Below are 23,201 nucleotides of genomic sequence, written 5' to 3' on the forward strand. Positions count from 1 at the left end.
GTCGTTCGATTCCTACAGCTCGCACGGCGCTAGGCGATGTTGGTCATGTATTCCTTTATGTACATGGCCACCATCACGGTAGGGGCGCGCGATGACAGTCACACAGATCGACCTGGACGACGACGCTCTGGACAAGGCCATGGCGATCTCCGGCGTCCGCACCAAGAAGGAAGCCGTCAACCTCGCCCTTCGGTACTACGCCGAACAGCACGAACGGGCGGAACTCGTCACTCGCCACTTCGACCGAGCCCGTGGCTGGGGGGCGGTCGAGGACGCCGACCGACTGCACCAGGCCGAGAAGACGGCGCGCGACCAGTGATCTATCTGATCGACACCTCGGGTTTGGTACGCCTGCTGAGCGATCAGAAGTTGCAGGACGCATGGGGCGAGGCGGTCGGTGCGCATGCCGTCGCGTCCTGCGATCCACAGCGCGCCGAGTTCCTCTACAGCGCCCCGGACGCTCGTGAGTTCGACGAGATCTCCGAGATGTACGGCGATCTCTATCCGGACGTGGCCGTGCCCAAACACGCAGACCGCTGGATCGGCGTGGCACAGTATCGTATGTCGCGAGCAGGCGAACATCGGTGTGCCTCGGCAGTGGATCTGCTCATCGCCGCAACCGCCGCTCACCACGGATTGACTGTGCTGCACGACAGTTACGACTACCGAACGCTGGCGCGACACACTGCCGATCTTCGCGAGCACAACATCCGCGACGTGCATCGAGACATCGAAGGCGTTTAGCACCAACGCCATCGAGCGATACGCGCCGAGTATCGCTGGGATGCAACCCTTTCACACCAGGTACATCACCGCGATGCCGACGGCGACGGCGCAGGTGGCCAATACCCTTGCGGCGCCGAAGCGTTCCTTGAACAGGAAGGTGCCGAGCAGGGCGCCGACGATGATGCTCGATTCCCGGAGGGCCGCGACATCGGCCAGGGCGCTGCGGGTTTGGGCCCAGAGCACGAGGCCGTAGGCCGCTACGCTCATCGCGCCGCCGGCGATGCCGATATGCCACACCGGGCGGATCTCGTACCAGAGTTTGCGGCCGCGCCAGGCGAAGGCGGCGGCGGGAATGGCCGTCTGCTCCAGCATCATCAGCCAGGCGATGTAGCCGAGGGTGCTGCCGGCCAGGCGGACACCGGCGCCGTCGACGGTGGTGTACGCGGCGATCATGAGTCCGGTCGCCACCGCCGCGCCGACGGCGGCCGGGCGGCTCGGGTGGGTGCGGTGACCCCAGAACACCAGGCACGCCAGGCCGGCCGAGATCAGCAGCACCCCGGCGATCTGCCCGTGGCGCGGCGTCTCGCCCAGCAGCGCCGCCGCGAGCAGCGTCACCACCAGCGGTGAGGTGCCGCGAGCCAGCGGGTAGGTCTGGCTCAGGTCGCCGAGCCGGTAGGACGTCATCAGCAGGCAGTTGTAGGCGACGTGCAGGACGGTCGAGGCGGCCAGATACGGCCAGGACGCGGCATCGGGCGCGGCCGCCACCGAGACGAGCGGAACGGCGCACAGCAGCCCGCCCAGATTCACGATCGTGAGCGATGCGGTCTTGTCGGGTATCCAGTGCGCGACGGCATTCCAGCTCGCGTGCAGCACGGCCGCGACCAGGGTCGCGAAAAGCACTGCGGTGGAGGGAGATTGCGTAGTTACGGACGCGGCGAGGACACCCATGATCGGACACCAGGCTCTCTGTCATCGGCCCCGTTGGGGGACAGGCTGATAGGAGCCCCGGGCTGACCACGACCTTAGGCGACGACCATGCACCCCGCCACCCACTCGTCCACAGGCGGCCGGGGTCGCGTAATCAGGCGCGGCTGAGGACGGCGTCGTAGTCGTGGCTGGCGATGACCTCGATGCCGACGGGTAGGGCGTGGAGGCGCTGGATGGTGCGGAAGGTTTCGCCGGGGTCGGCGTCGAAGAGGCGCCCGGGCATGGGGGCCTTCTCGCGCAGGAGTTTCAGCTGCACGGTGTTCCAGATCGCGTCGCCGACCAGCAGGACGCGGGTGCCGTCGTCGACGGCGAGCAGGACGCCGATGCTGCCGGGGGTGTGGCCGGGGAGATCGACCAGGATCACCGCGCCGTCGCCGAACAGGTCGCGGCTGCGGGTGAAGGTGAGCACGGGCGGGCCGTCGAGATCGAGATCGCTGTGCGCGCGGTCGACCAGAGGGGCGCGAACGACGCCGTAGGGCGCGCGGTCGCCGGAGGTCGCCCACTCGTATTCGGCGGCGGGGACCCGCAGTTCGACGGACCCGGGCATATCGAGCAGGCCCGAGATGTGGTCCCAATGCAGGTGGGTGGCCAGCGTGAAGTCGATGTCCTCGCCCGACAGATCACGGGCCGCCAGCGCGTCGGCGAGGCCGAGCACCGGCTTCTCGGGCGAGACCAGCATGCCGACCGGGAACGGCAATCCGGGCAGGACGCGTTTGTGCACGGCGGCGCAGATCGCCGGGTCCACCAGGAACCGGGCCTGGGGATGGACGACCAGGAAGGCGCCCATCGCCATGGGCAGCGTCCGCAGGCTCCGCATCCCCTCGGCGACGACGGTGGCCGGGGCCGAGGTGCGCGCCTGAACCAGCGAGGTCAGCGTGACGGTGGCGCGGGCGGGGGGCGCCGGGACCGGTTCCAGGCTCGCGAGGAATCCGGCGTCGGGCCGGCGCGGGCGCAATAGCCGGCGCGGCGTCGCCAGCAGTGCGGAACAGCAGTCTCCCAATGCGGTCAGGACGCCGGGTCGGCCGGCGCCCAGGTCGGGCTCGGTGGTCGGATCGGTCACAGCGACACGGTATGCGATCGCGTCGGCACCCCGGAAGCCTCTTCTCCGCAGGGCGAGTTCTCGGCATAATCGCCGGGGGACACCTGACGGCCGGTGATCTCACCGAATCCGGGAGGGAGCGCCCACGTGGGTCAGAACACGACGATCGAGCACGACGCGGCGCCATGACCGAACCGCCGCCACACCCCGGCACCGGCCCCGCAGCTGCGGGCCGGGGCGCGGCGGTACCGAATATCCTCGGCGCGAAGACGATTCGCATGTTCCGGGCGCGCCGATGATCGGTGCGGCACGAAGTCGGCCGGGCGGTGTGTTGTTCCTGTTCTCCGGGCCGGGCGGGGAGAACTCCCGCATGGGGCGAGCGCTCGCGGCGCGATATCCGGTGTTCGCGAGGGCCGTCGAGGCGGCGACCGAGGCCGTGGTGCGGGCCGGCGGCAGGCGGGTGTGGACGCCCCGGCACGGATTCGCCAAGGGCCTCGAGACCACGGATACGGTGCCGCCCGCGCTGTTCGTCTATCAGGTGGCCCTCGCGGAGTTGGCGCAGGCGTGGGGGATTCGCGCCGACGCGGTGGCCGGTTACGGCGTGGGCGAGGCCGCGGGCGCGGTGCTGAGCGGTGCCCTGTCGCTGCCGGACGGCGCCCGCGTGGCGGTGGTGCGCGGACGCGCGCTGGCACAGCTGGACCGTCCGGGCGCGGCGGCGGTGGTCGCGGCGTCCCGCGAGGAGGTGCACCGGCTGGTCGAGCCGATGCGCTCCGCCCTTTCGATCGCGACGGTGGACGGGCACCGGTCGGTCCTGGTGACGGGCGTGCCACGCTATATCGAGACCCTGGTGCGGCGCGCCCGCCGCCGCGGGCTGCGCGCCGACGTCGTCGAGGTCGACGAGGACGTACACCGCCGATCAGCACACGACACCGTCGCCGGATTCGCCACCCGGCTCGGCCACCTCACACCCGCGGCCCCGGCCGTACCGTTCCACTCCACCGTCCGGCACGCCGAGGTGATCACGACCGCCGCCCTCACCCCCGACTACTGGGCCGAAAACGCCCGGGGCCCGGTGGAATTGGCCGCCGCCCTGGATTCCGCCGCGGCTTCCGGCATCTCGACGGTAGTGGAACTGGCGCCCGCCCCCACCCTGACACCCGCCGTCCGCGACAACCCCGCATTCCGTGAGTCCACATACGCCCTGGCAGGCCAGGACAACGAGGCCGAGATCTTTCTCGACGCGGTAGCCCGCCTGTACGCCGACGGCCGCCTGGCCCCGGGCGAGAGCGGCCTCCCCCTCGAAAGCATCCCGGCACCAGCACACTTGGGCCCCAAACGCACCGCACCACCTACCGAATCGGTGCCCTCCGGCTACGCACCAACCACCGAATCCGCCCGCAACGACGGCACATCCACCACGGAATCGGTGCCCCACGCCACCGCGCCACCTGCCGAGTCGGTGCCCTTCGGCGGCGCGCACACCACCGAGGCAGTGTTCGACGGCGGCGCGCCAGGTGCCGGATCGGTGGTCGACAGTGGCGCACCGACTGCCGACGGGGAGAAGGCAGGGCGCGGCGAGACCCTCAGGACTGCAACGGGTTACGAGTGGCTGGTGGCGGATGCAGGCACCGGAGATTCGGCCTCTGGTCGCGCGGATGTGGTGCAGATGGGTGGGCCTCGTCCTGCTTCGCGGCCTCTCGTCGCGGAGAACCTGCGCGATGCCGCGGTGTACGACCCGACCGTTGCCACCGCCACCGAGTGGGCGGATTCGATAGTGACCGAGGAGTGCTGGGTTCCGGTGGCGGGTCGGCGGGGCGTGCCGGGGCGGCCGCCGTTCCGGCAGATTCTCGTGGTGGGGGAGTCGGCGGCGGCCGCGGCGCTCGAGCGACGGCTGGGGTTGCGGATGCCAACGCTGCGCATCGTGCGGGATCCGGCGGATGCCGGGCCGATCGTCTCCTCGATGACGACCGACCGGGCCGCGCCGACCGCGGTGACGCTGGTGTGGCCCACCCCCGACCTCCCGGGCCCGGTGACCACGGGGCTGGCGGGCGCGCTGGATCTGTTGCAGCGCATCCACCACAGCGCCGCCGTGGCCACGCTGACCGTGGTCCTGAGCGACAGCGCCTCCCTCACCCAGAACGCGATAGCGGGCCTGGTCCGGTCGATGCAGCTGGAGTCGGGGATTCCGATCCGGCTGATCTGGACGGCCGACGACGATCCGGCGCCGGTCGCCGATCTGGTGCTGAATCCCGCGGGCCCCCAAGAGATCCGGACCACCAAGGACGTCGTGGACGAGCGCCGGTTCCGGCTCGCGCCCGCCGCGTCAGCACCGGCCCGCATCCGGCCCGACGGCACCTACGTCGTGACCGGCGGCCTCGGCACGCTGGGCTCGGTCGCGGTCCGGTGGCTGCTCGACGCCGGCGCCCGGGACCTGGTGGTGCTCACCCGCGCCCCGCGTCCGCTGCCCGGACTCCTCGACGGCCTGGACGATCGGATAGTCGTGGTCCGCTGCGATGTCACCGATCGCGCCGATCTGGCCAACGCGCTGTTCGACATCCGGGCCTGCGGATCGACCATCCGCGGCGTGGTGCACGCGGCGGGCGTCCGGCGCGCCGCCGAATTCGGCTCCGTGACACCGGGTTTGCTCGGCGAGCTGTTCGAGCCGCGGGCCGGCGCCGCGGCACACCTGATCGACCTGACCGCACCGGACCCGCTCGACTTCGTCCTGCTGTCGTCCTCGGCCACCGGTGCGCTCGGCGGGCCCGGTCAGGCGGCCGACGCCGCCGCACACGCCGCACTGGATGCCATGGCGCGCAAGCGGATCGACGACCGCGTCCGCAGTATCGGCTGGGGCAGCTGGCTGTCCGGCGCGACCGTCGACGACACGCCCCTGCGCCGCGCCGGCATCACCCCGTTCGACGTGGCCCGCGGGACCGCCGTCCTGTCCGTGATCCTGGGCCACCCCGCACCGTGCGCACTGGCCGTCGACTACACCCCCACCGCCGACACCTCACCCATGGCCGCCCGCCTGCGAAATCTGCTGCCGGAACCCCCAATCCGAAGCCGCGACGACCCGAGCACCGGCTCACCCCTCCCCGAACCACCCACCTACCCCACGGCCGCAGCCCTCACCGTAGCCCTCTCCGACGGCATCCGCCCCACCCGCCAGCGCGACCCCCAGTAAAAGCATCTGGGGGTCACCGCGCCCACGAGCATCTGGGGGTCACTGTGCCCGCGAGCATCTGGGGGTCACTGTGCCCGCGAGCGTCGACGGCCACCGCGCCCGCGAGCATCGGGGGCCACACACCGCGAGCATCGGCGGCCACCACACCCACAAGCAACGGCGGCCACCACACCCACGAGCATCAGCGACCACCACACCCACGAGCATCGGCAGCCACCACACCCACGAGCATCGGGGTCACTGTGCCCGCGATCATTTGGGTCGCCGTGCCTGCGCTCGCCTCGGAGCGGCGTGGGCGGGAGTTGTGCGTGTCGGTGCGTTCGATACGTCGGCCGGGCGCATGATGGCTGGATGGTGTCCGGCTTCCCGTTGTGTTGTGATCGGCGGTGCTCGGGGGGTGTGTCGGTGGGCGGCGGGTAGGGGAGATGTCGTTCTCGACGCTTGCGCTGGTGTTGGTGCTCGGCTTGGCCGGGCCGCTGTTGTCGTGGCGGACGGCCTGGCATATTCCGGTGGTTCTGGGTGAGTTGGTTGCGGGGATCGTGTTCGGGGCGACCGGGTTCGGGGTGCTGCATCCGTCGGATCCGACGTTCACCTTTCTGGCCGATATGGGATTCGCGCTGGTCATGTTCGTGGCGGGGACCCATGTGCCGGTGGGGCAGCCGGCGGTCCGCGGGGCGCTCGGGGTGGGGGCACTGCGGGCCGTGCTGGTGGGGGTGGCGGCGACGGGTGCGGGATTCGGGCTCGCCGCGTGGTTCGGGACCGGCCACGGTGCGCTGTACTCGGTGCTGATCGCCTCGTCGTCGGCGGCGCTGGTGCTGCCGATCATCGATGCGCAAGGGCTCCGGGGGAGGCCGGTGCTGGAACTCACCGCACAGGTGGCGATCGCCGATACCGCCTGTGTCGTCGCGTTGCCGCTGGTCATCGATACCGGTGCGGCGGGACGAGCGGCGCTGGGCGCGGCGGCGGTCGCCGGCGCCGCGGCCGTGCTCTGGTATCTGCTGCGCGCGCTGGAGCGGTCCGGCGTGCGCAGGCGCGTGCACAAGATCTCCGAGGATCGCAGGTTCGCCCTCGAACTCCGGGTCAGCCTCGCGGTGCTGTTCGGCCTGGCCGCACTGGCCACCCGCACCCATGTCTCGATCATGTTGGCGGGCTTCGCCGCCGGGCTCGCGGTGGCCGGGGTGGGCGAACCGCGGCGGGTGGCGCGGCAGCTGTTCGCGATCACCGACGGCTTTCTCGCGCCGCTGTTCTTCGTCTGGCTGGGCGCGCGGCTGAACCTGCGGGAATTCGAGCAGCAGCCGCGGCTGATTCTGCTGGGTCTCGCGCTGGGCATCGCCGCGGTGCTGGCCCACGCGCTGATGCGGATCCTGGGTCAGCCGATCACGCTCGCGACGCTCGCCGCCGCGCAGATCGGCGTACCGGTGGCGGCGGTGACGGTCGGTGCGCAACTGCGGGTCCTCGAACCCGGGGAGGGTGCGGCGCTGATGCTCGGTGCCCTGGTGACCATCGCGGCGTCGGCGGCGAGCGTCGCGCTCGCGGCACGCGGGAAAGGCCGGGACGACTCAGCTCGGAGTACGACCCTGTAGCCGATCGGTCTCGCGCCGTTCGCGTTTGGTGGGGCGACCGGAGCCTCGGTCGCGGCGGGGCAGTGCCGCGACGATCTCCGGAGCAGGCGGGGGTGGTGACTTGTCGATCAGGCATTCGGCCGCGACAGCGGCACCGACCCGTTTGGCGATGACACGCTCCACGACGACGATGCGCTCGACTCCGTGGACTCGGACGCGAATCTCGTCGCCGGGTTTGATCTGGTGCGCGGGTTTGACCGCCACACCGTTGACACGGACGTGCCCGCCTCGGCAGGCGGTGGCCGCCGCCGAACGCGTCTTGAACAAGCGGACAGCCCAGATCCAGGAGTCGACCCGTGCTGTACCGAGTTGCGGCTCTACCAGATGAACTCACTCGTCCCTGATCGAACGTCTCCGTGCGGCGACCGATCTCGCGCGCGGTCTCCGCGTACCTGACCGAAGCCAGACTACGCGGAGCGGAGGATCAGGCGACGCGGCGAGCGGTGACGATCGAGTCGGGATCCAGGTGCGCGTACTCGACCGGCTCGCCGGACTGCGACGCGTGCAGGATGCGACCGTCCCCGGCGTACATGGCCACGTGGCCGCCGCCGTTCTGGATGATCAGGTCGCCGGGCTGCAGTTCCTGGAAGGCGACCGGCTTGCCGACGTGCGACTGCTCGAAGCTGGTGCGCGGCAGGTCGATACCGGCCTGCTTGTAGGCCCACTTGACCAGGCCGGAGCAGTCGAAACCGTTCGGGCCGTTGCCGCCCCAGACGTACTGAGCGCCGACCTTCGAGCGCGCGGCGTCGAGCGCGGCGATACCCGTGGTGTGCTGCGTCTGGTCGAACAGGTTGGGGGCCGGGGCCGCGTTCGGGGCCTGCGGAGCGATGGCCTGCGGAGCGGCCAGCGACTGCTGGAAGCCCTTGATCTCGTCGGCGTGGTCGGCGAGCGCCTGGTTGGCCTGGGCGACCTGCTGGTCGTACTCCGGGGCCAACGGCACATCGAAGTTGCCGAAGCCGGGAACGTTGATGGTGGCGGCCTGTGCCGAGATGGCCGGCATGGCGCCAGTGGAAGCGGCGACGGCGCCGAAAACCAGCGCACCCTTCACGGAATTCGGGAGTCGAGAATCCCGTTGCAAACTGTGTTTACCCACCGAGCTGAGTCTCCTGTTTCTTCCTGCCGACCGCCGACCGGGTTAGCTGACGGGTTCGGGCCGGGAAGATCGGCCCTACCCCGCCGGCCATTGTGACCGAAAGGGATTCACCCCACACACCTGGGTCCCCGGCACGGGGATCGGGCTGCCCACCCGACCACCGATTAGGCGGTAACTCGATGGGCCGCCTCGCCTGCGAAGCGACTGACTCCATCGGGTCACGAAGAGATTACGACGAGCGAGACCTGTTGTCCACCCCACAGGATCGTGTGTTCGCGAGCCGCCCGCGAAACCCCAGGACGGTTCGTGAAATCACACGCTGGACGTCCGGAGATAACGATTCGAGATCGACCCGGACACCCGTGTTATCGAACCGAGAGCCCTCGGCGTTACCCGTCTCGACATCAACGGTTGTCCGAATTGTCATGGCCGTCACCGTCATGACCGTCCAGCGCGCGTTCGAGTTCCGCGATCCGCCGCTGGGCGTCGGCCAGGTCGATCTCCAGCCGCCCCAGCGCCATCACCAGCGGGCCCACCGCGAGATCGGCGACCAGTTGCGGATCGTCGTACCCGCGCTCGATGGCCACCAGGATGTTGTCGCGGATCTTCGCCGCCACCGGAGCGCCGTCCGGCACATCCCACGATTCGACCACCTCGGCGACGGTGGGAATGGACTCCTCCGACATGACCCTCCCTGCGCTGTGACCCAGTTCGTGACACTGACAAGGGTAAGGAGTCGAAAGGTCCGAAGTGTCCCGTGTGCCGAACGATAGCTCAATCTAGGGCAATCCGTAGATATCCCGAGAGTTCGATCGCGAGGGGCTACGGTGTATGGGCATGGACCCCGTGCGGAATCCGTATGCCCCCGGCGCCGGACAGCGCCCGCCCGAACTCGCCGGGCGCGCCAGGCAACTCGACGCCTTCGACGTCGTGCTGGAGCGCGTGTCGCGCGCGCGACCGGAACGCAGCGTGATGCTCACCGGCCTGCGCGGCGTGGGGAAGACGGTGCTGCTCAATCAGCTTCGCTCCGCCGCGCGGTCCCGGGACTGGGGCACCGGCAAGTTGGAGGCCCGCCCGGATCAGGAACTGCGCCGACCGCTGGCCTCGGCGCTGCACATGGCGGTGCGGCAGGTCGCGGTGGCACACCGCAATCCGGAGATGGTGGACGACTTCCTCGGCATACTCAAGGCTTTCGCACTGCGCGCCACCGCGGAGAAGGGTATGCGCGAACGCTGGCAGCCGGGTATCGACGTCCCGGCGGTCACCGGCCGCGCGGATTCCGGCGATATCGAGATCGACCTCGTCGAGCTGCTGATGGAGGCCGGTCAGCTGGCCCAGGAGAGCGGCGTCGGCATCGCGATCTTCATCGACGAGATGCAGGACCTGGGCGCCGCCGACATCTCCGCGATCTGCGGCGCCTGTCACGAATTGAGCCAGGAGGCAGCGCCTCTGATCGTGGTCGGCGCCGGTCTGCCGCATCTGCCCGCGGTGCTGTCGGCATCCAAGAGCTACTCCGAGCGACTGTTCAGCTATCACCGCATCGATCGGCTGGACCGCGAGGCCGCCGATCTGGCGCTCATCGCGCCCGCGGAGCGCGAGCAGGTGAAATTCACCGAGGCCGCACTGGACACGCTCTACCGCAAGGCCGACGGCTATCCGTACTTCGTGCAGGCGTACGGCAAGGCCACCTGGGATGTGGCCGCGCAGAGCCCGATCGGCGCCGAGGACGTCGAATTGGCCGCGCCCGCCGCCGAGGAGGAGCTGGCGGTCGGCTTCTTCGGCTCCCGCTACGAGCGCGCCACGCCCGCCGAGCGGGAATACATGCGCGCCATGGCCGATCTGTCCGGCGACGACGGCCCGGTGGCGACGGCGCTCGTCGCCAAGGAGCTGGGGCGCAAGCCCGCCTCGCTGTCGCCGGCGCGCGACGGCCTGATCAAGAAGGGGCTGATCTACTCGGCCGAGCGCGGCACGATCGGCTTCACCGTGCCGCACTTCGGCCGGTACCTGCGCAGCGTAAACGACTAGCGCCGCCCACGGCTCACGGCTTCGGCACGCAGTGGCCGTCGAATTGGTCGTCGGAGTCCCGGAACACCGGCCACCGCATGGCTTTCGCGCGGGTTTGCGGTCCGTAGATCCCGTCCTTGTCCGCACCGGATTCGGTCTGCTCGTGCATGACGGCGTTCTTGGTCGCGGCGTCGTAGGTGCGGTTCGTGGCCAGCGGAATCTGGTGGCAAAGTGCGAGCGCCTGTTGCAGCGCGGCCACCGAATCGCCGTGGTCGCCGTTCATGAGCACGCAGTCGCTCTGGTCGTGATCGGCCGCGGCGCTGGGCAGTTCGACGTGACCGCCGGGATCCACCGGAACCCTGACGCGCCAATAGCAGTGTTTGGTCGTCTTCGGTGCGGTGGCATGCGACGGGGCCGGCCCGCCGGGACCCGCGGATTCCCCCGGCAGCACGGCGACCGCGATCACGGCGGCCACCACGGCCGCGACGGTGATGCCGCCCGCGATCGCGAGCCACCGGTACCGCCGCCGTTGATCCGCCGGACGCACCGGGGATTCGTCGCCGTCGACAGCCGCGGCTATGGCACGGGCGAATTCCGTGCAACTCTGGAAACGCGCCTCGGGTTCGTCGGCCATGGCCCGCGCGATCACGGCGTCCAGGGCGGGCGGGAGTTCGGACTGGGTCCGCGTCGGGGCGGGCGTGCCGTCGCCGGGCTCGGTGGCGGCCGCCTGCGGCACCGGCGACCGGCCGCTCGGATTGGATCCGGTGAGCAGGGCCAGCAGGGTCGCGCCCAGCGAGTAGATATCGGCCCGCCGATCCGCGGAGCGTCCGGCGAGCACCTCGGGCGCCGCGTAGGCCGGGGTGCAGTCCAGCCAGCCGGTTTCGGTGACGGTCGCGTCCTCGTCGGCCGTGCGGGCAAGTCCGAAGTCCACCACCATGATTCGATCGGTGCCGTCGTCCCCGGTGGCGACCAGCAGATTCGACGGCTTCACGTCGCGGTGCAGCATGTTCTGGTCGTGCGCGTGCTGTAGGCCGCGGGCGGCCTCGCGGACGATGTGGGCGGCGCGCTCCGGCGCGAGCCCGCCGTGTTCGCGGCGGATCAGCTCACCGGCGTCCGTACCGGAGACGAATTGCATCGCGATCCACAGCGCGTCCCCCTCGACGCCGCGGGTGTGGACCGACACCACATTGGGATGGTCGAGCCGGCAGACCATGTCGGCCTCCCGCCGAAACAGGCTGCGATACCGGGGATTCGCGCCCAGGCGTTCGTCGAGCACCTTGAGCGCCACCTGCCGCGGCAGCTCGGGATCCTGGGCCAGATACACCGCGCCCATACCGCCCGCACCGAGTACACGCACGATCGTGTATCCCGCGAACACCTGCCCTGGCCGCAACAACATCCCATCCCTCCGCGGGAAATCGAGCCTCCTCCGAGCCGAGCCCCACAGCCCAGCACTCCACACCGGCACCGTCGCTGTCAAGCCACGTCGTGGCGGTCGAAGGTTGCGGAGATGTCGCCTGGCCACCGTGCGCGCCCGCGGAGGACTTGCCATGTAGATCTACATCTATCTAAGGAAAGTTCTAGATATATGTAGATTGATCCGATTTCACACCCGGAACAATCTAGGACCGGAACAGTCCTAGATGACTCCTACCGTTCTCACCATGACCACCACGGAGATTCGCCCCTTCCACATCGACATCCCGCAGGCCGAGATCGACGACCTGCACCGGCGCCTAGCCGAGACCCGCTGGGCGTCACAGCTTCCCGGAGACGGACGCAGCCGCGGCGTTCCGGTCGCCGAGGTGCGGGAGCTGGCCGAGTACTGGCGCACCGCGTTCGACTGGCGGGCGCGGGAGGCCCGGCTCAACGAGTTTCCGCAGTACCTCACCGAAATCGACGGACTGGACGTGCATTTCGTGCACGTCCGGTCCGCCGAGCCCGGGGCGGCGCCGCTGGTGCTCAACCACGGCTGGCCCAATTCGTTCGTCGAGTTCACGGAGCTGATCGGCCGGCTGACCGATCCGCGCGCGTACGGCGGCGATCCGGCCCGGGCCTTCCACGTCGTGGTGCCGTCGGTGCCCGGCTACGCGTTCTCCGCGCCGCCGCGGGAGACCGGCTGGAGCGTCGAGCGCGTCGCGCGGATGTGGGTCGAGCTGATGACGCGTCTCGGGTACGAGCGCTTCGGCGTCCAGGGCGGCGACCTCGGCAGCTACGTGGCGACCGCGATGGCCGAGGCGGCGCCCGACCGGGTGACGGGCCTGTACATCACCGGCGGGCTCGGGTTCCCGACGCAGGACGACCTGCCGGAGCTGACCGAGGAGGAGCGCGCGAACTTCACGGCGCTGATGTCGGCGGACTGGGCGAACGGCGTCGACCACCACGCCCTGTTGCGCTCGGCGCCACAGACTTTCGCCTACGGCTGGACCGATTCGCCGGTCGCGGCGCTGAGCTGGATGCTGCAGAAGTTCCACGATTTCAGCGCGGCCGGTGCGCTCGCCGAGGCGATCGATCGCGACGCGCTGCTGACGAATATCAGCCTCTACTGGTTCACCGAGACGTTCGCGACATCGGCCTGGTCGTACTACGACAGCACCGGATTCGGCTGGCCGACCGGGTCACCGACCGTCCCGACCGGTGTGTACAGCGGCGACGCTCCGAGCATCCGCCGACTGGCCGAGCGGACCGCGAAGATCGTGCACTGGCCGACGGGAAATCCGGCGGGACACCACTTCATCGCCATGGACCAGCCCGACGCCTATGCCGCCGACCTGCGCGCATTCTTCGCCGCGGTGGAGTGAGAACCCTTCGCACACACCATTCTTCGACTATCTAGACATTCATCTAGATAGTCGAAGAATCGGCGGACCACCGCCCGGGCCGACCGAGATCATTCGAGATCGTTAGGTTTCCGCCGCGATACGCCACTACCGGTGAGTAACAAACACTCCTACACTCAGATGTGATTCTGATCACGTCCGATGGAGGACATCATGGCGAGTACTACGAAAGTCGACGCCACCGAGGAACAAGCACGGGCACTCGTCGAGGAATCCCGCGAAACCACCTGGGCCAAGCCGTCGTTCGCGAAGGAGATGTTCCTCGGCCGATTCCGGCTCGATCTGATCCATCCCTGTCCCCGGCCGTCCGCCGAGGACACCGCGAAGACCGAGGCGTACCTGAAGCGCCTGCGCGCCTACGTGGAGACCATCGACGGCAGCGTGATCGAGGCGACGTCGAAGATTCCGGCCGAGTACGTCCAGGGCCTGGCCGAACTCGGCTGCTTCGGGCTGAAGATTCCCGAAGAGTACGGCGGACAGGGACTTTCGCAGGTCGGCTACAACAAGGCGCTGATGGTGGTCGGCTCCGCCCACCCCAGCCTGGGTGTCCTGCTCTCGGCCCACCAGTCGATCGGCGTGCCCGAACCGCTCAAGCTGGCCGGCACTCCCGAGCAGAAGCGAGAATTCCTGCCGCGCTGCGCGAAGGGCGCCGTCAGCGCCTTCCTGCTCACCGAGCCCGATGTCGGCTCGGACCCGGCCCGGATGGCCTCCACCGCGACGCCGACCGCCGACGGCGAGGCGTACGAACTCAACGGCGTGAAGCTCTGGACCACCAACGGCGTGGTGGCCGAACTGCTGGTCGTGATGGCGCGGGTGCCGCGCAGTGAAGGGCATCGCGGCGGCATCTCGGCGTTCGTGGTCGAGGCCGACTCCCCGGGGATCACCGTGGAGCGGCGCAACGCGTTCATGGGTCTGCGCGGCATCGAGAACGGCGTCACCCGCATGCACAACGTGCGGGTGCCCAAGAGCAGCCTGGTCGGCCGCGAGGGCGACGGCCTGAAGATCGCGCTCACCACCCTCAACGCCGGGCGGCTGGCGATCCCCGCACTCTGCACGGCCGCGGCCAAATGGTGTCTGAAGATCGGCCGGGAGTGGAGCGGGGCCCGCGTGCAGTGGGGCCGTCCGGTCGGCGAGCACGCCGCCGTCGGATCGAAGCTGTCCTTCATCGCCGCAACGACTTTCGCGCTGGAGGCCGCGCTGGACCTCTCGGGCACCATGTGCGACGAGGCGCGCAACGATATCCGCATCGAGGCCGCGCTGGCCAAGCTGTGGGCCTCGGAGATGAGCTGCGAGATCGCCGACGAACTGCTGCAGATCCGCGGCGGGCGCGGCTACGAGACCGCGGCCTCGCTGGCCGCCCGCGGCGAGCGCGCCGTCGGCGCCGAACAACTGGTGCGCGACCTGCGCATCAACCGAATCTTCGAGGGATCCAGCGAGATCATGCGCCTGCTGGTCGCTCGCGAGATGGCCGACGCCCACATGTCCGCCGCCGGTGCGCTGGTCGACCGCAACGCCGAATTCAAGGACAAGGCCAAGGCGGCGGTCGGCGCGAGCGGCTTCTACGCCAAGTGGTTCCCGCAGCTGGCGGTGGGCGCGGGCACGGTGCCGGCGACCTACGCGGAATTCGGGCCGCTCGCGAAGCATGTGCGGTTCGTCGAGCGGATGTCGCGCAAGCAGGCGCGGGCGCTGATGTACGCGATGGGCCGCTGGCAGGCGAAACTCGAGTACCGGCAGGGCTTCCTGGGCCGCATCGTGGATATCGGCGCGGAGCTGTTCGCGATGTCCGCGGCGTGCGTCCGGGCGCAGGCGCTGCGCGTCGAGGGCGGTCCGGAGGCGGAGGCGGCCGAACAGCTGGCCGATGCCTTCTGCGCGCAGTCCCGGCTGCGGGTGCGGCGGCTGTTCGAGGCCCTGTGGGACAACACCGACGACGCCGACACCGCCGTCGCCAAGGGCGTGCTCGACGGCCGCTACCAGTGGCTCGAGACCGGCGTCCTGGATCCGAGCGAGGGGACCGGCCCGTGGATCGCCGAGTGGCAGCTCGGCCCGTCCACCGAGGAGAACCTGCTGGCGCCGTTCCTGCCGTCCACGCGGACGGAGGCGGCCACCTAGAACTCGGGATGTCACCCAATTCTTCGGTTATCTAGCCATGAGACTAGATAACCGAAGATTCTTCTGTCGACGCGCGCCGAACCGGACGGTTGTTTACCGCCAGCCGCAGTTCGGCCACACCTGGGTAACGCGAGGTTCGGGCGGTTAACGGTCCGGGAATCTCTCCCGACAACCGGGCAAGAACGGACTCCCGGGAGACGACATGTCCACGATCGCATGCCGCGCCGCCGACCACGACGGCCATCGAGTCACCGTCTGCGCCGACGACGGCACGCCGCTCGCCGCGCGCGTCTTCGGATCTCCGTCGGCGCCCCTGACCGTGGTGTTCGTCCACGGCCACTGCCTGCGCACCGAATCGTGGGCGTTCCTGCGGGAGCAACTGCGCCGGCAGTGGGGCGAGGGCACCCGCATGGTGTTCTACGACCACCGCGGCCACGGCGAATCGGGTGCGGCCGACCCGTCCACCTACACCATCGATCAGCTCGGCCACGATCTCGACGCGGTCCTGCGCACGGCCGCGCCCGCGGGACCCGTTGTGCTGATCGGTCATTCGATGGGCGCGATGGTGGTCCTCGCCTACGCGCGGCTGTTCCCGGCGGCGATCGGGACGCGCGTCATCGGCATCGGCCTGCTCGCCGGGGCGGCGGGCAGCCTCAATTCCGTCGGCCTGGCCCGCTTCCTGCACCGGCGCGCGGTGAGCTCGCTGCAGGCCGCGGTGCGCCGTGCGCCGCGGGCGATGCAGGCGTCGAAACGGTTGAGCCGCCGGATCTTCGAACCGATGGTCCGCGACGCGAGCTTCGGCACCCTGCGGGTGAGCCCGCGCATGGTCGCGGTCGCGACCGCCATGCTCAACGACACGCCGCTGCTGACCATGGCCTGCTTCCTGGACTCGCTGATCCGCTTCGACGAGACCGCGACGCTGCGCCTGCTGGCCGACCTGCCGACGCTGGTGCTGGCCGGTTCCGCCGACATCATGATCCCGTTCGCCCACTCGGTGGTGCTGGCCTCCCAGCTCGGCGGCGCCGAACTGGTCCGGCTCGACGGGGCGGGCCACAGCGTGATCCTCGAGCGCGCGGACGAGGTGGCGGCCGCCGTCGCGGCGCTGGTGGAGCGGGCGCTCGGCGCCACGTCCGGGACGGAGTTCGCGGTGGCCGGCTGAGGCCCCTCCATGAGGTAAACGGACGTTTTTCGGATCTTGACGAGCTATCCCGACGAAGATCACGTAATGTGTTGTAGATCACGATGTGTGGTCTGTCACAGGCTCGAGGAGGTTTCGATGACACGCAGCGAGATTGCTGAGCTGCACTTCGCGGTCGGTCAACTCCGGCAGTGCATCGGTGCACTGCGGTCGCACTACGGAGACGCCAACTCCGTGAAGCGCCTGGAGAACGATCTCGAGCGGCTCGGCATCGATGCCGAGGAGTTCGAGAAGTCGCCCCCGCCCGAGGTGTCCGACCGCCGCGCGCAGGAGGTCATCTACGTCCCGGACAGCAAGTCCGACGAGGCCGCCTGGATGGGCGCCCAGGACGAAGGCTTGGGCTTCCACTCCCGCCCGCGCACCAAGTAGATAACGAGCCATTCGCCGCGAGCCGGGTCCCCCAGCTCGCGGTCTTCACGCGCCGAACCCCCGGCATGGCAGAAGGTTGCTCGCGGTATTCACGCGCCGAACCCCCGGCATGGCGGAGGGTAGCTCGCGGTATTCCCGCGCGAAGTCGCCCGGCATGGCACAGCGGCAGTCGTCTGACATCACGCGCGATGTCGCCTGACGTGACGATGGACTAGCTCACACCAGGCATGAACGATGCCGCGCGAGACGGCGGGTGTTGCTCGCAGCGTTCGCGGCGGATACGCCCACACCGGCTCGGGATGATCGCACGGGGCAGCGGTGTGTGGCTCGCGGGTGCTTATGCGCGGTGTCGGCCCGAGCGGCGGGTGCGGAGGCCGTGGAAGCGGGCGCCCTTGGGGGCGGTGGGGGTAGGGGTGGTCGCGGCGGACTCGAAGAGGATTGCCGTGGCGCGGTCGGGGCCCGCGTCCGCGGCTACCACGCCGAAGGCGCCGTTTCGGCGGGCCAGTTCGTGGAGCATCGTGGTCACCATGCGCGGGCCGGACGCCGCGCCCGTATCGCCCAGGGCCATCGCGCCGCCGTTGACGTTCACCGAGTCCAGGTCGTGTCGGCCGAATTGCCGGGCGAGCGCCAGCACCTCGACCGCCGAGCGCTCCGCCACCTCCACCAGGTCCACGTCGTCGAGCGACAAGGCATTGTGCGACAACACCTTTCCGATCGAGGGTGCGGCAGCGGGCACGGTGCCGTCGGTCCCGGCGGCGAACCAATCGGTCATATGGGCGATCGGGTCCAGACCGAGATCGACCAGCCGGTCCTCGGCCACCACCAGGCAGGCCGCGGCGCCGATACCGGGCGTGCGCACGGCGGCGGCGGTGAGTACGCCGCCGGGCAGCAGCGGCGCCAGGCTGATCAACGCACGGGTGGACGTCTCCGCGTGCATCTGCTGCTCGTCCCGGTCCACCAGATACGGGACCGAGCCCTCCGACCGGTGCCGCAATTCGTCCGGCGCCGCCGCCACCACGGGAACGATCTCCCCGTCGAACAGCCCCTGCCGCCAGGCGCGGGCCGCGCGACGGCGGCTGTTCAGGGCGAATTCGTCGGATTCCGCACGCGTGACGCGATACCGGTGCGCCAATCTCTCGGCGTGCGCCAGATCCGCGGGCGCGGGGACGGTTTCGGGCACGGCCTCGCCGACCCCACCCGCGACGACCACGGTCGCGGCCTCGGTGCGCACCAGCATGGCGGCGACGATCAACGCCGACAGTCCGGTCCCGGAACCGGATTCGACATCGAGGCCGGCCACGGCGGCAGGCAGACCGGCGTCCAGCGCGGCGAGCCGGGCCGTCCCGGGCGGGCCCGCGAACACCACCTCGTCGACGCGCGCGCCGTCGAGTCCCGCGCGGCCGACGGCGCCGGCGATCGCGGCCGCGGCCAGCCGTCGTGGCGGCAGCGCCGACAACACGCCGCCCGCGACGCCGCCCGGCGTACGCACCGGCGACACGATCGCCGCTCTCCTCATGGACTCCTCCTCCACCGCGCCGGCGAACACCAGCCAACTGCCCCGCGGCGGTGATCGCATCCCGGTGACCGGCCTCGGCATACCGGCCGCCCGGCACCCCGTAGCGAGCACCGGGGGAGCAGCCCACCACAGCGTTGTTGCTGGTGTGTGACGTCGCGACCGGGCCCGATCCAGTGTGAAACAGGCGGATTCCGCATAGCCGCCGAAAGGCCCTGCGGTCCAGCGCAGTTCGTGAGGTTTGCTTACGGTTCACTGTCGAGACCGCCACGCCTCATGATCAGAAAATGTGGCGCAAATCATAGCCGTCCAGGCGGGTCGATATTGCCGGGACCCGGCGCGTGTCATAGCAGGGGTGCCGTATGGTGCTCACCATCACATTCGATGCCGGAGGTAACGATGACGTTCCACGGGGTAGATCAGCGAGGCATCCTGCAGTGAACGCAGCACCGACACGCGCACCCGAATCGGGCACGGGAGTCTTCAGCAGCAGCCGCGCGGCGATCGCGGCACGAACGCTGCGCAACGACCGATGGTGGGTCCCACCACTGGTCACAGTCCTGGGGTTGGGCGCCTTCATCATCTACGCGACCGTGAGAGCTTTTGTGCGGTCGGCGTATTGGGTGGCCGACTACCACTACCTGACACCGTTCTATTCACCCTGCGTGAGCACCTCGTGCGTCGAGGGCTCCGCCCACTTCGGACACTGGGTGGGCGAGCTGCCGATCTGGATCCCGCTCGGGTTCCTGGTGCTGCCGTTCCTCCTGCTGTTCCGGCTGACCTGCTACTACTACCGCAAGGCCTACTACCGGGCCGTGTGGTTCTCGCCGCCCGCCTGCGCGGTGGCCGAGCCGCACGCGAAATACACCGGGGAGACCAAGCTTCCGCTGATCATCCAGAACGTGCACCGCTACTTCTTCTATGTCGCGTGCATCGTCTCGGTGGTCAACACCTACGACGCGATCGCCGCCTTCCACGGCAAGTCCGGCGGTTTCGGATTCGGCCTGGGCAATCTGGTCCTGCTGCTGAACGTGGTGCTGCTGTGGGCGTACACGCTGTCGTGCCACTCCTGCCGCCACATCGCGGGCGGACGGCTCAAGCACTTCTCGGCGCATCCGGTCCGGTACTGGTTCTGGACTCAGATCTCCAAGCTCAACACCCGTCACATGACGCTTGCCTGGACGACGCTGGGCACCCTGGTGCTCACCGATTTCTACGTCATGCTCGTCGCCAGCGACACCATCTCCGATCTTCGCTTCGTCAACTGATCGGCCCAATCACTCAGTCTCCCAGGAGTATTCGGTTCCATGCCTGAAGTCGAACGGCACAAGTACGACGTCGTCGTGATCGGTGCCGGTGGCGCCGGGTTGCGTGCGGTCATCGAGGCGCGCGAGCACGGGTTGTCGGTGGCGGTGGTGTGCAAGTCGCTGTTCGGCAAGGCGCACACCGTGATGGCCGAGGGCGGCTGCGCGGCGTCCATGGGCAATGCCAACGAGAAGGACAGCTGGCAGACCCATTTCCGGGACACCATGCGCGGCGGCAAATTCCTCAACAACTGGCGCATGGCCGAACTGCATGCCCAGGAGGCCCCGGACCGAGTCTGGGAGCTGGAAACCTATGGCGCGCTGTTCGATCGGACCGCCGACGGCCGGATCAGCCAGCGCAACTTCGGCGGCCACACCTACCCGCGGCTGGCGCACGTCGGCGACCGCACCGGCCTGGAGATCATCCGGACCATGCAGCAGAAGATCGTGTCGCTGCAGCAGGAGGACTTCCAGGAGACCGGCGACTACGAGGCGCGCATCAAGGTGTTCGCCGAATGCACCATCACCGACCTGATCAAGGACGGCGACCGCATCTCCGGGGCGTTCGGATACTGGCGCGAGTCGGGCCGTTTCGTGCTCTTCGAGACGCCCGCGGTGGTGCTGGCCACCGGCGGCGTCGGCAAGTCCTACAAGGTGACCTCGAACTCCTGGGAGTACACCGGCGACGGGCACGCGCTCGCCATGCGCGCCGGCGCGACGCTGATCAATATGGAGTTCCTGCAGTTCCACCCGACCGGCATGGTCTGGCCGCCGAGCGTCAAGGGCATCCTCGTCACCGAGGGCGTGCGCGGCGACGGCGGGGTGCTGAAGAACACCGAGGGCAAGCGCTTCATGTTCGACTACATCCCCGCGGTGTTCAAGGGGCAGTACGCCGAAACCGAGGAAGAGGCCGATCAGTGGTTGCGCGACAACGACTCCGCGCGCCGCACCCCCGACCTGCTGCCCCGCGACGAGGTGGCCCGCGCGATCAACGAGGAGGTCAAGGCCGGGCGGGGCACCCCGCACGGCGGCGTCTACCTCGATATCGCCTCGCGCCTGCCCGCCGCGGAGATCCTGCGGCGGCTGCCCTCCATGCACCACCAGTTCAAAGAGCTTGCCGACGTGGACATCACGAAGGAGCCGATGGAGGTCGGGCCCACCTGCCACTACGTGATGGGCGGGATCGAGGTCGACCCGGACACCGGCGCCGCGACCGTCCCGGGCCTGTTCGCGGCCGGTGAATGTTCCGGCGGTATGCACGGATCCAACCGGCTCGGCGGTAATTCGCTGTCGGACCTGCTGGTCTTCGGGCGCCGGGCCGGGCTGGGCGCCGCGACCTACGTCGAGGGTCTCGGCGGGAACCGCCCGGCGATCGCCGACTCCGACCTCGCCGAGGCCGCGAAAACCGCGCTGGCGCCGTTCGATCCGCCGAGCACCGGGCCGGGCGAGAATCCCTACACCCTGCACACCGATATGCAGCAGGTGATGAACGACCTGGTCGGCATCATCCGCAAGGAGCACGAACTGCGGGAGGCGATCGAGAAGCTCGGCGAGCTGCGCGAGCGCTTCGACAACGTCACCGTGGAGGGCCACCGGCAGTTCAACCCGGGCTGGCACCTCGCCCTGGATCTGCGCAATATGCTGCTGGTCAGCGAGTGCGTGGCCCAGGCGGCGCTGCTGCGTACGGAAAGCCGTGGCGGGCACACCCGCGACGACCACCCTCAGATGGATCCGACCTGGCGGCACCGGCTGCTGGTGTGCCGGATCGACCCGGACGAGGACGGCCAGACGGTCCCGCCGGTCCTCGTGACCCAGGCCGATCAGACGCCGATGCGCAGCGATCTACTCTCCCTGTTCGACCTGGGTGAGCTCGAAAAGTATTACACCTCCGAGGAACTCGCGGCCCATCCCGCGGCGGCGGATTCCTCCGCGAAAGGGGATGAGTAGCAATGGGTTACGACGCCCGGTTCCGAGTGTGGCGCGGCGACACCGAGGGTGGCGCCCTGGAGGACTTCACCGTCGAGGTGAACGAGGGCGAGGTCGTACTCGACATCATCCACCGGCTGCAGGCCACCCAGGCCCCCGATCTGGCGGTGCGCTGGAACTGCAAGGCCGGTAAGTGCGGATCGTGTTCGGCGGAGGTCAACGGCCGCCCGCGGCTGCTGTGCATGACGCGGATGTCGACGTTCACGCCGGAGGAGGTGATCACCGTGACCCCGATGCGGACGTTCCCGGTGATCCGCGACCTCGTCACGGATGTCTCGCTCAACTACAAGAAGGCGCGCGAGATCCCGTCCTTCACGCCGCCGGCCGACCTCAAGCCCGGCGACTACCGGATGCAGCAGGTCGATGTGGAGCGCTCGCAGGAGTTCCGCAAGTGCATCGAGTGCTTCCTGTGCCAGAACACCTGCCACGTGGTGCGTGATCACGAAGACAACAAGGAGTCGTTCGCCGGCCCCCGGTACCTCATGCGGATCGCGGAACTGGAAATGCATCCGCTGGACGTGGCCGACCGCCGGGAAATGGCCCAGGAGGAATTCGGCCTCGGCTACTGCAATATCACCAAGTGCTGCACCGAGGTGTGCCCCGAGCACATCAAGATCACCGATAACGCGCTCATCCCGATGAAGGAACGCGTGGTGGACCGGAAATACGATCCGATCGTGTGGCTGGGCAACAAACTCTTCCGTCGTCAGGGCTGATCTCCCGCCAGGTTCCGTGCCGTGGTCCCGGCTTACGCCGGGATCATAGGTGCGGAGCGAGGCTGGGTTCGAGACACGCCGATGATGTTCTGCAACATGAAGATCGAAGCGGTATAGTCGGCGATGCATCCGGTGTTCGCACAAATGTCCTTGCACCGGAGAGCACGAACGGAAGAACGGCCGCGAGCACACGCCACGACAACAAGATGTCAGAGCTGGGTCACCACGCCGATGGCGACCACCGCGACCAGCAAACCGACAAGTAATGCCGACAGCATGGCCCCGGTCAACATGTAGACACCGACCGCCGATACCGTGAAGAGCATCCCCACGATCAGGCGTTCCACCCAATCGTCGGGAAGCAACTTGCGATACCGGGGAGAGGTGTTCCTGAGCCCACGGTCCACAAAATATCGGGTACCCATTCTTTGCACGGGCAAACATTCATTCGTTGCCTAACGGCCACCGATTCGTGATCTCGAGATCGTGCCCGGCAACAAAAGATGTCACG

Annotated in this window: 20 protein-coding genes and 1 riboswitch; of the genes, 12 read left to right on the forward strand and 8 right to left on the reverse strand. The window is 69.0% G+C overall.

The genetic code is table 11. From position 1 onward, the window contains the following. The first annotated feature begins 91 nt into the window (after positions 1 to 91). Entirely contained in the window at positions 92 to 319 is a 228-nt protein-coding gene (locus ON41_RS00740) for a type II toxin-antitoxin system VapB family antitoxin (protein ID WP_040744118.1), read from the forward strand. Beyond that, positions 316 to 744: a PIN domain-containing protein gene (locus ON41_RS00745; RefSeq protein ID WP_040744119.1), complete on the forward strand. Its 429-nt coding sequence runs from the start codon at positions 316 to 318 to the stop codon at positions 742 to 744. Before ON41_RS00740 ends, ON41_RS00745 begins: the two co-directional genes overlap by 4 nt. A 51-nt stretch (positions 745 to 795) precedes the next feature. Here ON41_RS00745 and ON41_RS00750 read toward each other — a convergent pair whose 3' ends face one another. Next, entirely contained in the window at positions 796 to 1,626 is an 831-nt protein-coding gene (locus ON41_RS00750) for an EamA family transporter (protein ID WP_040744120.1), read from the reverse strand. 181 nt (positions 1,627 to 1,807) lie between these two features. Beyond that, on the reverse strand, positions 1,808 to 2,773 hold the full coding sequence (locus tag ON41_RS00755; RefSeq protein WP_174411273.1) for an MBL fold metallo-hydrolase: 966 nt from the start codon (positions 2,771 to 2,773) through the stop codon (positions 1,808 to 1,810). 274 nt (positions 2,774 to 3,047) lie between these two features. Between ON41_RS00755 and ON41_RS00760 the strand changes: the two genes are divergently transcribed. Next, entirely contained in the window at positions 3,048 to 5,936 is a 2,889-nt protein-coding gene (locus tag ON41_RS00760) for an SDR family NAD(P)-dependent oxidoreductase (protein WP_083905041.1), read from the forward strand. Between the two features lie 425 nt (positions 5,937 to 6,361). Further along, a complete protein-coding gene (locus tag ON41_RS00765) occupies positions 6,362 to 7,519 on the forward strand; it encodes a cation:proton antiporter (RefSeq protein WP_040744122.1) in 1,158 nt (385 codons plus the stop codon). Here ON41_RS00765 and ON41_RS00770 read toward each other — a convergent pair. The 3 genes from ON41_RS00770 to ON41_RS00780 all read right to left on the reverse strand — a co-directional run bounded on the left by ON41_RS00770 (position 7,496) and on the right by ON41_RS00780 (position 9,337). Then, entirely contained in the window at positions 7,496 to 7,882 is a 387-nt protein-coding gene (locus ON41_RS00770; RefSeq protein WP_040744123.1) for an RNA-binding S4 domain-containing protein, read from the reverse strand. The genes ON41_RS00765 and ON41_RS00770 overlap by 24 nt on opposite strands. Before the next feature lie 100 nt (positions 7,883 to 7,982). Continuing rightward, positions 7,983 to 8,558 (reverse strand): C40 family peptidase, encoded by a 576-nt coding sequence (locus tag ON41_RS00775; protein WP_051160865.1) that lies wholly within the window; start codon positions 8,556 to 8,558, stop codon positions 7,983 to 7,985. 109 nt (positions 8,559 to 8,667) lie between these two features. Continuing rightward, positions 8,668 to 8,832, reverse strand: a riboswitch (cyclic di-AMP (ydaO/yuaA leader). 223 nt (positions 8,833 to 9,055) lie between these two features. Next, positions 9,056 to 9,337, reverse strand: a complete 282-nt coding sequence (locus tag ON41_RS00780; RefSeq protein ID WP_040744126.1) for a hypothetical protein — start codon at positions 9,335 to 9,337, stop codon at positions 9,056 to 9,058. 151 nt (positions 9,338 to 9,488) lie between these two features. Here ON41_RS00780 and ON41_RS00785 point away from each other — a divergent pair, with 151 nt between their 5' ends. After that, the gene (locus ON41_RS00785) at positions 9,489 to 10,676 is read left to right on the forward strand and encodes a DUF8462 domain-containing protein (RefSeq protein WP_040744127.1); all 1,188 of its coding nucleotides are present in this window, start codon (positions 9,489 to 9,491) and stop codon (positions 10,674 to 10,676) included. Positions 10,677 to 10,689: 13 nt separating this feature from the next. Here ON41_RS00785 and ON41_RS00790 read toward each other — a convergent pair whose 3' ends face one another. Beyond that, positions 10,690 to 12,054, reverse strand: a complete 1,365-nt coding sequence (locus tag ON41_RS00790; protein WP_051160825.1) for a serine/threonine-protein kinase — start codon at positions 12,052 to 12,054, stop codon at positions 10,690 to 10,692. A 265-nt stretch (positions 12,055 to 12,319) separates the two neighbouring features. Here ON41_RS00790 and ON41_RS00795 point away from each other — a divergent pair, with 265 nt between their 5' ends. The 4 genes from ON41_RS00795 to ON41_RS00810 all read left to right on the forward strand — a co-directional run bounded on the left by ON41_RS00795 (position 12,320) and on the right by ON41_RS00810 (position 17,171). Continuing rightward, positions 12,320 to 13,456: an epoxide hydrolase family protein gene (locus ON41_RS00795; RefSeq protein ID WP_040744129.1), complete on the forward strand. Its 1,137-nt coding sequence runs from the start codon at positions 12,320 to 12,322 to the stop codon at positions 13,454 to 13,456. A 192-nt stretch (positions 13,457 to 13,648) separates the two neighbouring features. Beyond that, positions 13,649 to 15,604 carry an acyl-CoA dehydrogenase family protein gene (locus ON41_RS00800; RefSeq protein ID WP_040744501.1) on the forward strand — a complete coding sequence of 652 codons (1,956 nt, stop codon included), beginning with the start codon at positions 13,649 to 13,651 and terminating at the stop codon, positions 15,602 to 15,604. A 202-nt stretch (positions 15,605 to 15,806) separates the two neighbouring features. Continuing rightward, positions 15,807 to 16,763, forward strand: coding sequence for an alpha/beta fold hydrolase (locus ON41_RS00805; RefSeq protein WP_040744131.1), 957 nt, complete (start codon positions 15,807 to 15,809; stop codon positions 16,761 to 16,763). A gap of 117 nt (positions 16,764 to 16,880) precedes the next feature. Beyond that, the gene (locus ON41_RS00810) at positions 16,881 to 17,171 is read left to right on the forward strand and encodes an Rv0250c family protein (protein ID WP_040744132.1); all 291 of its coding nucleotides are present in this window, start codon (positions 16,881 to 16,883) and stop codon (positions 17,169 to 17,171) included. A 337-nt stretch (positions 17,172 to 17,508) separates the two neighbouring features. On the opposite strand, the gene ON41_RS00815 is transcribed toward ON41_RS00810, so the two are convergent. Next, positions 17,509 to 18,687, reverse strand: coding sequence for a thiolase family protein (locus tag ON41_RS00815; RefSeq protein ID WP_246460953.1), 1,179 nt, complete (start codon positions 18,685 to 18,687; stop codon positions 17,509 to 17,511). A 434-nt stretch (positions 18,688 to 19,121) separates the two neighbouring features. On the opposite strand from ON41_RS00815, the gene sdhC reads away from it, so the two are divergent. Genes sdhC through ON41_RS00830 form a run of 3 tightly spaced genes read left to right on the forward strand, consistent with a single transcriptional unit; the run spans position 19,122 to position 22,690 of the window. Further along, positions 19,122 to 19,952 carry a succinate dehydrogenase subunit SdhC gene (sdhC, locus tag ON41_RS00820; protein ID WP_040744134.1) on the forward strand — a complete coding sequence of 277 codons (831 nt, stop codon included), beginning with the start codon at positions 19,122 to 19,124 and terminating at the stop codon, positions 19,950 to 19,952. A gap of 39 nt (positions 19,953 to 19,991) precedes the next feature. After that, positions 19,992 to 21,935, forward strand: coding sequence for a fumarate reductase/succinate dehydrogenase flavoprotein subunit (locus ON41_RS00825; RefSeq protein WP_040744135.1), 1,944 nt, complete (start codon positions 19,992 to 19,994; stop codon positions 21,933 to 21,935). 2 nt (positions 21,936 to 21,937) lie between these two features. Beyond that, on the forward strand, positions 21,938 to 22,690 hold the full coding sequence (locus ON41_RS00830) for a succinate dehydrogenase/fumarate reductase iron-sulfur subunit (RefSeq protein WP_040744137.1): 753 nt from the start codon (positions 21,938 to 21,940) through the stop codon (positions 22,688 to 22,690). A 209-nt stretch (positions 22,691 to 22,899) separates the two neighbouring features. Here the strand turns inward: ON41_RS00830 and ON41_RS00835 are convergent, their stop codons facing one another. Next, on the reverse strand, positions 22,900 to 23,055 hold the full coding sequence (locus ON41_RS00835) for a hypothetical protein (protein ID WP_246460951.1): 156 nt from the start codon (positions 23,053 to 23,055) through the stop codon (positions 22,900 to 22,902). Between the last annotated feature and the right edge of the window lie 146 nt (positions 23,056 to 23,201).

It is taken from the genome of Nocardia transvalensis NBRC 15921, from assembly GCF_000308875.1.
GTDB classification, from domain to species: domain Bacteria; phylum Actinomycetota; class Actinomycetes; order Mycobacteriales; family Mycobacteriaceae; genus Nocardia; species Nocardia transvalensis.